Below are 13121 nucleotides of genomic sequence, written 5' to 3' on the forward strand. Positions count from 1 at the left end.
CCTTGTCCTTGCCGAGCTGCGGCTGGAAATCGACTTCGACGCCGCGATCACGGAAGATCTGGACGGCGGTTTCCGACAGTTCGTCGGATACGAGAACGCGAGGTGCCATTGGAGGGCTTCCTTCAAAAGTGTTCAGCGATAGATGAAAATCGGGAATGCTGGGCTCCGCTCAGCGAGCGGAGCCGGATGCGATCACATCAGGCAGCAGCCTGGGAAAGCGCCGCCTTCTGCGTTTCGAAGGCCCAGGATAGCCAAGGCATCAGCTTCTGCATGTCGGCGGTCTCGATAGTGGCACCCGCCCAGATGCGCAGACCCGACGGCGCGTCGCGATAATGGCCGATGTCGTAGGCGACACCTTCCTTCTCGAGCAGCGAGACGAGGCCCTTGGCGAAGTTCGCCTGCTCGTCGTCGGAAAGCGCAGTAATGTCCTTGTCGACGATCTTCAGGCAGATCGACGTGTTGGATGCCGTTTCCGGCTTGACGGCGAGATTGGCGATCCAGTCGTTGGCTGCGATGAAGTCGGCAATTACCTTGGCGTTCGCATCGGCGCGCGCCATCAGAGCCTTTAGGCCGCCGAGCTGCTTGGCCCAGAGGAGCGCATCGATATAGTCCTCGACGCAGAGCATCGAAGGCGTATTGATCGTCTCGCCGGTGAAGATGCCTTCGATCAACTTGCCACCGGATGTCATGCGGAAAATCTTCGGCAGCGGCCAGGCCGGCGTGTAGGTAACAAGGCGCTCGACGGCCCTCGGCGAAAGGATGATGATGCCATGCGCACCCTCGCCGCCCAGGACCTTCTGCCAGGAGAAGGTGACGACGTCGAGCTTGGCAAAATCGAGGTTCTGCGCGAAAGCGGCAGAAGTCGCATCGCAGATCGTCAGACCCTTGCGATTATCAGGAATGAAATCGCCGTTCGCAACGCGAACGCCGGAAGTGGTGCCGTTCCAGGTGAAGACCACGTCGCGGTCGAAATCCACGGTGGAAAGGTCGGGAAGCTCGCCATAGCCGGCTTCAAGCTTGCGCACGTCCTTGAGCTTCAGCTGCTTCACCACGTCGGTGACCCAGCCTGCGCCGAAGCTTTCCCAGGCGAGCATGTCGACGCCGCGCTCGCCGAGCAGCGACCAGAGCGCCATCTCAACGGCGCCGGTATCCGATGCCGGAACGATGCCGATGCGGTAATCCGCCGGCACTTCCAGAACTTCGCGGGTAAGATCGATGGCCTGCTTCAGCTTCGCCTTGCCGACCTTCGCACGGTGCGAACGCCCGAGAGGCGCGTCGGAAAGAGCGTCGAGCGTCCAACCAGGGCGCTTCGAGCAGGGGCCAGAAGAAAAGTGGGTATTTTGCGGACGTACGTCCGGCTTTGCGGTCTTCGCCATGTGCTATCCTTCCAGATAGATAGCTCCTCGTTGGGGAGGAGTGTCCCGCCGCCGTGGATATAGAGGGTCGCGACCGTAGTCAACTGGGAAGTGTCGCAGCTGGAGGATTTTTTGACGCAGGCACGATGAGACGAAAACGAAAAAGCCGCCCCGAAGGGCGGCTTTCAAATGGTTCGCGGAGATCGCTCTTACTTGTAGACCGGCTGCTGCAGCGGGATTTCCGGCGGCGGTTCGTAGGAGGCCTGCTGGCAACCGCCGAAAAGATAGCGAGCGCCGATGCGGGCTTCGTGCACATTGAAGCCCTTGTCACGACCGGGACCGCCATTTTCCGCAAAACCGAACATGTTGCCGCCGTTCACATGCAGGAAACGATAACCGACATCGGCCTTGACGTTGCAGGTGACATCGATCGAGGCGCCGGCCATGAGTCCGTAGCTGAACCGCCAGCCGCTGCGGCCATGATGGGTGACTTCGTCGTCGCATCCCGAACCGTCGTCGGCGCAAGACGTGTTATGCAGGTCCTTCCACTTGACGTAGGTGCCGCCGATACCGGCGCCGACGTAGGGCGTGAAATAGCCATAAGTCCCGAGATCGACATAGGCATTGGCCATCAGCGACCAAGCCGTGAGCGAAGATACGTCGCTCGAGGTGCAAGCAACAGCTGCAAAGCCGCACGTGCCTTTGGTCGAGCCACGGAAATCAGCCTCACCCAGATAGTCAAGCGTAAGGTCCGTGCGGAAGTAGTTGTTTACCTGGTAACCAACACCGCCGCCCGCCGTGAAGGCATCGCGCAGATCGGCGGTAGTGAAGTCGACCTCATTGCCGTTGCTACCCTGGAAGTAGCGCGCCCCACGCAGATCGGTCCAGCCATATCCCACGTCGCCACGAAGATACCAGCCCGTGGCTTCGGTGACAGTGACTTCCGGCGGGATTTCCGGAACCGGCTCGACAGGAGCGAGATCGGCCGCGAACGCATTTGATGTGACAAGCAATGCGGCAAGGATGCCGGACAAGCTTCTTTTCATGATCCACTCCAAGATCCGGTTGCATCGGCAGAGTGGACACCCCCGCCAATGTGATACGCTTTTCATGGATAATGAATGGGAAATGTTAAAAGCCACTTAACTGTAAACATTAACTATGACTATTGCCAATCGACGGGACTCTCCGCTGTTAGACTAGCGGAAATTCGTTGCTGCTGAAGTGTTGAAGCCCGGTGACTTCCGGCAGGACCCTAAAGCCCCGCACTGGAAAACGTTAGCCGCGTAAAGATCGTATAGTGCGATTCCGAGACCATCATCGCGACGAAAACGAGCACGAGGACGGGCGGGACGAGAATTGCGTAGACGAGTGCCAACCGCTCCCAGGCCATGTGCATGAAGACGGCAACGATCAAACCGGCCTTCAGCATCATGAACAATATGATCAGGAACCACCGCGGATAACCCTGGATGCCGAAATAATCGACAAGGTAGGAAAAGGTGCTGAGAACGAAGAGCAGCCCCCAGACCAGGAGATAGAGCTTGACGGGGTGCTGCTGTCCAGAATGCGTTTGCGCCTGTGCCATGGCAATCCTCACCACAGATAGAAGAATGCGAAGATGAATACCCAGACGAGATCGACGAAGTGCCAGTAGAGGCCCATGATCTCGACGCTCTCGTAGTTGCCCTTGCGGCTGGTGAAAAAGCCACGCCGCTCCGTGTCGAAATCACCCCGCCAGACCTTGCGGGCAATGATGAGGAGGAAAATCACGCCTATTGTGACGTGGGTGCCGTGAAATCCGGTAATCATGAAGAAGGAGGAGCCGAATTGCGCCGCGCCCCACGGGTTCCCCCAGGGCCGCACACCCTCCATAATCAGTTTCGTCCATTCGAACGCCTGCATGCCGACGAAAGTCGCGCCGAGGGCAGCCGTGAGCAGCATGAGGGCCGCGGTGCGGCCGCGCTCGCGGCGATACCCGAAATTGACGGCCATCGCCATGGTGCCGCTGCTGCTGATGAGGACGAAGGTCATGATCGCGATCAGGATCAGCGGAACGTCCTGCCCTCCGATGTGAAGCGCGAAGACTTCGCTCGGATTGGGCCACGGAACCGGCGTCGACATGCGCGCGGTCATGTAAGCAAGCAGAAAGCAGCCGAAGACGAAGGTATCGCTGAGGAGGAAGATCCACATCATGGCCTTCCCCCAGGAGACGCGCTTGAACGCCCGCTGGTCCGAGGAGATATCCGCCACAACCCCACGCAACCCCTCGGGTTGTTCGAGCGTTTCTCCGGTTTGTACTTGCGTGAACTGAGCCATCTTTCATTCCTCACGAAATCAACTGGCGGCAAAGGTCGACGAAGTCATTCGCCCAGCCTGCAAAGAGTGCGAAGAGAACCAGCCAGACGAAGAGCATGAAGTGCCAGTAGATGGCGCACAGATCGAGGCTGAGGAGCAATCTTCGACGAGGAAAGCGACCGTCGAAGGCGTGCGCCGTCGTGCGGCCGAGCACCGCCAGGCCGCCCAGGATGTGGAGCCCATGCAGGCCGGTCAGCATGTAGAAGAAACTGTTCGCCGGATTGTCGGCAAGCACGTAGCCTGCCGCCACAAGCTCCCGCCATGCCATGACTTGCCCGGCAATAAAGAGCACCGCCGTCGACAGTCCCAGGAGAAGCGCAACCAGCATGACGTCGGTCCGGCCACGCCTTGCCTCGAATTTGGCCCATTCGACTGATGCACTGCTGAGCGCGAGCGCAGCGGTATTCACCCAAAGCAGGCGGGGAACTGGCGTTGCCCACCAGTCGGCGGCCGTCATGCGCATGAAGTAGGCGCTGATGAGCAGCGCGAAGAGGGCTCCCACGACGCCAAGGAAAACACCGAGGCCGACCCTGGCGGGCTCGATCGGCAGCCGGCCTGCACCGCGCGTGTCGGGCGAGAGGCCCACTTCCAGCCACGGTTTGGATGCCAGCCGGTGGTGCGCCGACCACCAGAGTACAATGACGGCGATGATCGCCAGGAAGATGACGATGACGGTCATGAGGCTGCTCCGTGCGCCATCCTGCCAGTGCCCGGGTCGTTCTGCGCAAGGAAATCCTGGCCGCTGCCCGGCACGCTGTAGTCATAGGCCCAGCGATAGACCACCGGCAGTTCCTTGCCCCAGTTGCCATGGACCGGAGGGGTTTGCGGTGTCTGCCACTCGAGCGTCGTCGCATGCCACGGATTGCCGCCGGCCTCCCGGCCCCTGAAAAGGCTCCAGACCAGGTTGAACAGGAAGACGATCTGCGCCGCCCCGACGATCAGCGCCATGACGGTGATGAAGATATTCAGGGTATGGGCGGATGGTGGAACGAATGCCGTTTCGCCGAGCTCGTAGTAGCGGCGTGGCACACCGATCAGCCCGAGATAGTGCATCGGGAAGAAGATCGCATAGGTGCCGACGAACGTGGTCCAGAAATGAATATGTCCCATCGTCTCGTCCAGCATGCGTCCGGTCACCTTCGGATACCAATGATAGATCGCACCGAAGATGACGAGGATCGGCGCCACGCCCATGACCATGTGGAAATGCGCGACGACGAACATCGTGTCCGACAGCGGCACATCCACGACGACATTGCCGAGAAACAGTCCCGTTAGGCCGCCGTTGACGAAAGTCACGATGAAGGCGAGCGCAAAAAGCATCGGCAGCGTCAGGTGAATATCGCCCCGCCAGAGCGTCAGCACCCAGTTGTAGACTTTGATCGCGGTCGGCACTGCGATGATCAGCGTCGTCGTGGCGAAGAAGAAGCCGAAGTTCGGGTTCATGCCGCTGACATACATGTGGTGCGCCCAGACGATGAAGCTGAGTCCCCCGATGATCAGGATCGCCCAGACCATCATGCGGTAGCCGAAGATATTCTTTCGGGCATGCGTGCTGATGAGATCGGAAACGATGCCGAAGGCGGGAAGCGCCACGATATAGACCTCGGGGTGGCCGAAGAACCAGAAGAGATGCTGGAACAGGATCGGGCTGCCGCCGGCATGCGGGAGCTGCTCGCCCATCTCCACGATGGCCGGCATGAAAAAGCTCGTCCCGAGCACCCGGTCGAACAGCATCATGACTGAGGCGACGAAAAGTGCGGGAAAGGCAAGGAGCGCCATCACCGTCGCGGTGAAAATCCCCCAGACCGTCAGCGGCATGCGCATCAGTGTCATGCCACGCGTGCGGCCCTGCAGCACGGTCACGACATAATTCAGGCCGCCCATCGTGAAGCCGATGATGAACAGGATCAGCGACGACAGCATCAGGATGATGCCCCAGTCCTGCCCGCCGGGCGTTCCAGAGAGAATGGCTTGCGGCGGATAGAGCGTCCAGCCAGCCCCGGTCGGTCCGCCCGGAGCGAAGAAGCTCGCGACCAGCACCAGCACGGCCAGTAGATAGACCCAGTAGCTCAGCATGTTGGCGTAGGGAAACACCATATCCCTCGCCCCGAGCATCAGAGGAATGAGGTAGTTGCCGAAGCCGCCGAGAAACAACGCAGTGAGGAGATAGATCACCATGATCATGCCATGCATGGTGATGAACTGGTAATAGTGCTCCGGATCGATGAAGGCGAAGTAGCCGGGAAAGGCGAGCTGGATGCGCATCAGCCAGGACAGCACGAGCGCCACAAATCCGATCGACATGGCCGTCACGGAATATTGGACGGCGATAACCTTGGCATCCTGGCTGAAGACATACTTCGTCCACCAGCTCCTCGGATGATAGAGTTCCACATCCTCGACTTCCGCAGGCGGGATGATCTCCCCGGCGCCCGATCGAATATCGACCATGATATCTATATCCTCCCTGTTCCTCCGGTAGCTATTGCGGCTGTTCGGCCGGCTGCGTCTCTCCCGATGCGAGCATCTGCGTGAAGGTCGGCTGCTGCTGCAGCCATGCCTGGTAGGCCGTCTCCTCATCGACCATGACCGTGCCGCGCATCTGCGGATGCCCGACGCCACAGAGCTCGGCACAAAGAATCTCGAACGTCCCGGTGCGTGTCGGCGTGAACCAGAAATAGGTCACCATGCCGGGGATCATATCCATCTTGGCCCGGAACTCCGGCACGTAGAAGTCGTGGAGGACGTCGGTCGAGCGAAGCAGGACCTTGACCGGCTTGCCGATGGGCAGGTGCAGTTCACCTCCCTCGACGATCACGTCATCAAGACCCGCAGCGTCGCTCTTGGTCAGGCCAAGGGGATTGTCCGGGCTGATATCACGGGTGTCGAATTTCCCCAGCTTTCCGTCTGTCCCCGGCAGGCGGAAACTCCACTGCCACTGCTGGCCGACCACCTCTATCTGCTGCGCATCGGCCGGCACGGTGATGAACTGCTTCCAAACGAAGAGACCGGGAGCAAGCATGGCGGCAACGCCGACGGACGTTACCACCGCAAGCCATATCTCCAGCCGCCGGTTTTCCGGCTCATACATCGCCCGGTTTCCTGGCCTGTGCCGGAACCGGAAAACGCAATAGGCCATGAACGACACCACTGCGACGAAGACGATGCCGGTGATGATGAAGGTGATGGTAAGGGTGCTGTCGATGTAGCTCCAGTTGGACGCGATCGGCGTCGACCACCACGGGCTAAGCAGGTGGAACGCGACGGATCCTACGACAATCAGAACCAGAACCAGCACGATAGCCATTGCCTGCTCCTTGAACCGCGATCCCGCCACCAATGAGCGAAATCCGCAATCCACCGCTGTATTTTTCAGCATTATCTCATGAACACGTCACGCCGACAATGACAACGGCGAAGCGATCCTGTGGGCGATCCCCTGCAGCATCCACCACATCCGTTCTGACCTATTGGGAAAATTGCTTCAGATCGGAGAAACGATTGTTGATCTCGCTGTCGTCCTTCAGCCCCGCAAACATCATTTGCGATCAAGAAAAAAGTTATGTTTCCCATCCGATAAGTCAATTCATCCTATCAGGTGGTACGACTTTTGGGATTGGAGCGCCGCAACCCCCTCTTTACTCCTTCGCTCGGACCGGTACGTGATGTATTTGACCAGCGAACATTCTCTTGAGGGCTTGCCTGAATAAATGAGTGACCCGAATCCTGCCGAAAATATCTCAGCGCTTTACGAGCGGCATGCTGCCGTGTGGGATGCGAGCCGCGGAAAAAACCTGTTCGAGCGCAGCTGGCTGGATCGATTTTCCAGCCTGCTACCGCACAGCGGCACGATCCTCGATATGGGCTGCGGCTCCGGCGAGCCTCTCGCAAGGCATTTCATCGAAAGCGGCTATGCCGTGACGGGAGTCGATAGTTCGCCCTCGCTGATTGCCATGTGCAAGGAACGTTTTCCCACCCACACGTGGCACGTCGCCGATATGCGCGCCCTGTCGCTCAGAGCGAGATTCGACGGGCTGATTGCCTGGGACAGCTTCTTCCACTTGAAGCCAGAGGATCAGCGGCGGATATTTGCCGTCTTCGCGGCGCATGCGGCGGATGGCGCGGCGCTGATGTTTACCAGCGGGCCTGCCTATGGCGAGGCGATGGGAACGTTCTGCGGCGAGCCGCTCTATCACAGCAGCCTCGACGGTGCGGAGTATCGCAGCCTGCTGCCGGAACACGGCTTCTCGGTCGTTGATCACATGGTCGAAGACCCGGCTTGCGGCGGCCAGACCGTCTGGCTCGCAAGGCGGACATGAAAAAGCCGGCGACCGAGCGCCGGCTCTCCCTCAACAATCGCAAACGATTCAAGCCGCCGTTCTGACGCCCGAGATCGTGCCGATCAGTTCGTTGACGATGCGCTCGATCTGCGCCCTGTCGTCGCCTTCCGCCATCACGCGGATCAGCGGCTCGGTGCCCGAAGGACGGATAACGAGGCGGCCGTTCTTGGCAAGTTCGGCTTCCGCATCGGCGATCGCCTGCTGCACCTGCACGTCTTCCAGCGGCTTGCCGCCGGAAATGCGGACATTGCGGAGAAGCTGCGGCACCGGCTCGAAACGGCGGCAGACTTCGCTGACGGTCTTGCCGGTTCGCTTGACAGCAGCGAGGATCTGCAACGCAGCAACCAACCCGTCCCCGGTCGTGCCGTAGTCCGAAAGCACGATATGGCCGGACTGCTCGCCGCCAACGTTGAAATTGTTCTGGCGCATATGCTCGACGACATAGCGGTCGCCGACCTTGGTGCGGGCAAGGCCCATTCCCTTGCCTCTGAGGAAGCGCTCCAGGCCAAGGTTCGACATGACGGTCGCCACGATACCGTTGCCGCGAAGCTGCTGGCTTTCCGCCCAGGTTTCGGCGATCACCGCCATCAGCTGGTCGCCATCGACCAGCGCACCGTTTTCGTCCACGATAATAACCCGGTCGGCATCACCATCCAGAGCGATACCGATGTCCGCCCGCACCTCATCGACCTTCTTTTGCAGAGTGACGGGGCTGGTGGAACCGCAATTCAGATTGATGTTAACGCCATTCGGCTCGTTGCCGATGGTGACGACGTCGGCACCGAGTTCCCAGAGCACCGCCGGTGCGACCTTATAGGCGGCGCCATTGGCGCAGTCGATCGCAACCCTCAGCCCCTGCAGCGTCACATCACGCGGCAGCGTGCGCTTTGCATGCTCGATGTAACGGTCGTGCACGCCATCGACTCGCTTGGCGCGGCCGATGTCGTCAGACTTTGCGAGCTGGGTATAAAGATCCTTCTCCAACAGTTCTTCGATCTGCGATTCGATATCGTCGGAGAGCTTGTATCCGTCGGGACCGAAGAGCTTGATACCGTTGTCCTCGTAAGGATTGTGCGAAGCGGAGATCATTACGCCCACATCGGCGCGCAGCGAGCGGGTGAGCATGGCAACGGCGGGCGTTGGGATCGGGCCAAGCAGGAAGACGTCGAGGCCAGCGGCCGTGAATCCAGCAACCATGGCGTTTTCCAGCATGTAGCCGGAAAGGCGCGTATCCTTGCCGATCACGACCCGGTGGCGATGATTGCCATTGCGGAAGATCGTGCCGACAGCAATGCCGACGCGCATCGCCAGATCCGGCGTCATCGGGAACACGTTCGATTGCCCGCGAATACCGTCGGTGCCGAAGTAACGTCTTTTCATATGTACCTCTATATTGTTTTTCAGCGAGCCAAATAAGGCCGCGGAACCTCCCGCAAAATCAGCCGAGGACTATCAGTCCCAATACAAAGCGAAATTGCGGCTTCCCATGATAGCGGCATGCCATAAATCGTAGGCGCCATCACGTAAATTACAAAGAAAATTGATTATATCCCGTTACCAATAGAAAAAGGCCGGACCTCTTGCTGGAGAATCCGACCTTTGTCCATTCGAGTTACTTCGCGTCAGTGCGGCTGGGGCTCGAGGCCACCTTCCGCCTCGTCGCCCTTGGACGCGGGGCGCGCACCAGCCTTCGGCACGGCCGAACCGCGGCTCGGAGGCGCATCGTCGCCGAGATCGCGAGCGGGCTTTTCGCCGCGCAGCAGCGCCTTGATTTCTTCGCCGGTCAGGGTCTCGTATTCGAGCAAGCCTTCGGCAAGCGCTACGAAATCATCGTGCTTTTCGGTGAGGATATCGCGGGCCTGCGTGTATGCCTCGTCAATCAGCCGGCGGACTTCGTTATCGATCTTCTGGGCCGTCGCTTCCGAAACATTCTTCGTCTGCGAAACGGAGTGGCCGAGGAAGACTTCCTGCTGGTTCTCGCCGTAGGACACCTGACCAAGCTGATCGGAGAAGCCCCACTGCGTGACCATGGCGCGGGCAAGCTTGGTGGCCTGCTCGATATCCGAAGATGCGCCGGAGGTGATGTTCTCCTTGCCGAACGTCAATTCTTCGGCGACGCGGCCGCCCATCATGATGCAGAGGCGCGAGACCATCCACTTGTAGCTCATCGAATAGCGGTCGCCCTCGGGAAGCTGCATGACCATGCCGAGAGCCCGGCCACGCGGGATGATCGTCGCCTTGTGCAGCGGATCGGCAACGGCAACGTTGAGCGCCGTGATAGCGTGACCGGCTTCGTGGTAGGCCGTCAGCTTCTTTTCCGCCTCGGTCATTGCCGAAGAGCGGCGCTCGGCGCCCATCATGATCTTGTCCTTGGCGTCTTCGAACTCCTGCATGGTGACGACGCGCTTGTTGCGGCGTGCGGCCATGAGGGCAGCTTCGTTGACGAGGTTCATGAGGTCGGCGCCGGAGAAACCGGGCGTGCCGCGGGCAAGAACCTTGAGATCGACATTCGGCGCCAGCGGAACGTTGCGGGCATGAACCTTGAGGATCCGCTCGCGGCCGACGATATCCGGGTTCGGAACGACGACCTGACGGTCGAAGCGGCCCGGACGCAGCAGCGCCGGGTCGAGAACGTCGGGACGGTTGGTCGCGGCAATCAGGATGATGCCTTCGTTGGCCTCGAAGCCGTCCATCTCGACCAGCAACTGATTGAGCGTCTGCTCACGTTCGTCGTTGCCGCCGCCGAGACCGGCGCCGCGGTGACGGCCGACGGCATCGATTTCGTCGATGAAGATGATGCAGGGAGCGTTCTTCTTGGCCTGCTCGAACATGTCGCGGACGCGGCTTGCGCCGACACCGACGAACATTTCGACGAAGTCGGAACCGGAAATCGTGAAGAACGGAACGTTGGCTTCGCCGGCAACGGAGCGGGCGAGCAGCGTCTTACCCGTGCCCGGAGGGCCGACGAGCAGCACGCCGCGCGGAATCTTGCCGCCGAGGCGCTGGAATTTCTGCGGATCGCGCAGGAATTCGACGATTTCTTCGAGGTCCTGCTTGGCTTCGTCGACGCCAGCGACGTCATCGAAGGTCACGCGGCCATGCGCTTCGGTCAGAAGCTTGGCCTTGGACTTGCCGAAGCCCATCGCGCCGCGCGAGCCGCCCTGCATCTGCCGCATGAAAAACAGCCAGACGCCCAGAATGAGCAGCATCGGCAGCAGCGTACCGAGATAACTCAGGAAGCCGGACGAACCATCGGTTTCCGGACGGGCCGAAACGACCACGTTCTTCGACTGCAAGCGATCGAGAAGGCTGTCATCGACGACAGGAGAATAGGTCTGGAAGGTGGTGCCGTTTTCAACATAGCTTCCCGAGACACGATTGCCGGTGACGACAACCTCCTTGACGCGGCCCGCATCGACCTCACGCATGAACTGCGAGTAAGGGATATCACGCGAGCTGGTTTGCGCCGGCGTCGTCTGGAACATGCTGAAAAGGGCAATCAGCAAAAGCGCTATGATTGCCCACAAGGCGAAATTTCGTAAGTTAGGGTTCATCGAACTCCCCAGCACTGGAACAGCAGCCTCATGGCAACCGTCTTATTTGGCCTCTAACATAGGGTTGCGCTGTGCCATTGCCAAGGCGATCCACTCTGTCAGTTGGTTTTTCCGTCAATAAGACCTAAAGGCGGGCTTGGATAGGGGCGCGTTCCAAAAGCCGCCGCGAGGCTTCCAGCAAAGATGAAGTCGAATCGTGTCAAAAAGCGGTCGAACGGTGCAAAATAAGGCGTGACGCTCACATCGAGGTGACAATCAGCGGGCAGGTTTTCAGCGACCCGAACATATGGTTGCGCTGCCAGTGCTCGCTTGAGGGCAGCCTTGGGCAGGTGCGCGGCCTTCGCGCCCTCAAGCTCGCGCTCGCCCGAGAACTCCAGTGCATTGGTCACAGGCAAAGTAAAGACAGAGCAGTTGGCGCGATGACCTGCATCCAGCGCCGAACGCGTATCAATCTCCAGGCTGAACGGCGAGTTATTCTTGATGACGAACCGCCCGTCCCATATCCCACACGCTCCCTGCGCAAGCACCAGTGGCAACATGCCGCGGCCCTCGCGGGTCAAGTAAAGGCCATCGCGCCGGAGATCGAATACCACCCGGCCGACTGTCATCCGGCCAGGAATGCCGGCAGTCACGAAGTCGACGATGCGCTCCATCTGCGCGCGTCCGGGAGGAAACGGCTGCCCCCCGAAGACTGCAACCAGGCGGCCGAGGGCGTAACTTATTACCGGCCCGGATGCCGAAAGACCGTCTCGGGCAACATGCCCCAACCCTTCGACAGGAAGTTTAAAATACTGGCCGGCCCAGGCCACCGCCTGGCTCGCAAGTGCCAAACGGGCATCTGCAGCCGCCGGCCCGTCTTGGACAGTCCCCTCGCCCGCCAATGCCGCGCGCGTCCGCACGCGCTCGTATTTCATATTTTCATTGCTCGGATCATCAAACCACGTGGCACCGCGCGCCGTAAGATATGCCCGGATATCGGCACGCATACAGGATAGAAACGGCCGGGCAATCCAGATGCGGCGATCGAACAGAACCGCATCGGCGATCCCCGTGGAAAGGCTGTCGCTGCGCGTGCGGCGCATCGCCAGGGTCTCGCGCTGGTCGTCCAGCGTATGCGCGGTCACGACCAGATCAGCCCCCAGTTCCGCCGCTGCGTCGGCCAGCAACTTGTAGCGCGCTTCGCGTGCGGCAGCCATGATGCCGGTCTTCGGTTTGGCACCGCGCCAAACGCGGCTTGCGTGCGGAATGGCGAGTGACCTGCAGAGGGCTGCGACCTGGCGCGCCTCATCTGCAGAACCTGCGCGCAGATCGTGATCGATTGTCGCGGCGCATAGGGAAATTTTCGGGTCGGGTTCGGCCTTCAATGCCTCGGAAAGGGCCAGAAGCAGGCCGGTCGAATCGCTGCCGCCAGAGATCGCGACGAGGATGCGCGTGGGGCTGGCAAGCGAATGGAGTAAGCGGCGCGCCGCTACCTCCGGTGAAAGAACGGCTTCCGGAGACAAACCGGAAAC

Annotated in this window: 11 protein-coding genes; 1 reads left to right on the plus strand and 10 read right to left on the minus strand. The window is 60.2% G+C overall.

Annotated features, from left to right (window positions below; genetic code table 11):
• Positions 1-197: 197 nt before the first annotated feature.
• The 7 genes from ACPYOI_RS10245 to coxB form a co-directional block, all read right to left on the minus strand.
• Positions 198-1376: a phosphoserine transaminase gene (locus ACPYOI_RS10245; protein WP_481415895.1), complete on the minus strand. Its 1179-nt coding sequence runs from the start codon at positions 1374-1376 to the stop codon at positions 198-200.
• A 188-nt stretch (positions 1377-1564) separates the two neighbouring features.
• Positions 1565-2401 (minus strand): outer membrane beta-barrel protein, encoded by an 837-nt coding sequence (locus ACPYOI_RS10250; protein WP_481415894.1) that lies wholly within the window; start codon positions 2399-2401, stop codon positions 1565-1567.
• Between the two features lie 209 nt (positions 2402-2610).
• Positions 2611-2943 (minus strand): cytochrome C oxidase subunit IV family protein, encoded by a 333-nt coding sequence (locus ACPYOI_RS10255; RefSeq protein WP_168831584.1) that lies wholly within the window; start codon positions 2941-2943, stop codon positions 2611-2613.
• Positions 2944-2951: 8 nt separating this feature from the next.
• The gene (locus ACPYOI_RS10260; RefSeq protein ID WP_481415893.1) at positions 2952-3674 is read right to left on the minus strand and encodes a heme-copper oxidase subunit III family protein; all 723 of its coding nucleotides are present in this window, start codon (positions 3672-3674) and stop codon (positions 2952-2954) included.
• Positions 3675-3684: 10 nt separating this feature from the next.
• A complete protein-coding gene (locus ACPYOI_RS10265) occupies positions 3685-4392 on the minus strand; it encodes a cytochrome c oxidase subunit 3 (protein WP_481415892.1) in 708 nt (235 codons plus the stop codon).
• Complete coding sequence (ctaD, locus tag ACPYOI_RS10270; RefSeq protein ID WP_481415891.1) at positions 4389-6167, minus strand: cytochrome c oxidase subunit I; 1779 nt, start codon at positions 6165-6167, stop codon at positions 4389-4391. Before ctaD ends, ACPYOI_RS10265 begins: the two co-directional genes overlap by 4 nt.
• A gap of 31 nt (positions 6168-6198) precedes the next feature.
• Complete coding sequence (gene coxB / locus ACPYOI_RS10275; protein WP_481422846.1) at positions 6199-7023, minus strand: cytochrome c oxidase subunit II; 825 nt, start codon at positions 7021-7023, stop codon at positions 6199-6201.
• Positions 7024-7426: 403 nt separating this feature from the next.
• On the opposite strand from coxB, the gene ACPYOI_RS10280 reads away from it, so the two are divergent.
• Positions 7427-8035: a class I SAM-dependent DNA methyltransferase gene (locus ACPYOI_RS10280; RefSeq protein ID WP_481422847.1), complete on the plus strand. Its 609-nt coding sequence runs from the start codon at positions 7427-7429 to the stop codon at positions 8033-8035.
• A 48-nt stretch (positions 8036-8083) separates the two neighbouring features.
• On the opposite strand, the gene glmM is transcribed toward ACPYOI_RS10280, so the two are convergent.
• The 3 genes from glmM to tilS form a co-directional block, all read right to left on the minus strand.
• Complete coding sequence (gene glmM, locus ACPYOI_RS10285) at positions 8084-9436, minus strand: phosphoglucosamine mutase (RefSeq protein ID WP_481422848.1); 1353 nt, start codon at positions 9434-9436, stop codon at positions 8084-8086.
• Positions 9437-9678: 242 nt separating this feature from the next.
• Entirely contained in the window at positions 9679-11610 is a 1932-nt protein-coding gene (ftsH, locus tag ACPYOI_RS10290) for an ATP-dependent zinc metalloprotease FtsH (protein ID WP_168831576.1), read from the minus strand.
• 98 nt (positions 11611-11708) lie between these two features.
• A complete protein-coding gene (gene tilS / locus ACPYOI_RS10295) occupies positions 11709-13112 on the minus strand; it encodes a tRNA lysidine(34) synthetase TilS (protein WP_481415887.1) in 1404 nt (467 codons plus the stop codon).
• Positions 13113-13121 lie beyond the last annotated feature (9 nt).

This window comes from Rhizobium sp. SVR5-2C (assembly GCF_056755115.1).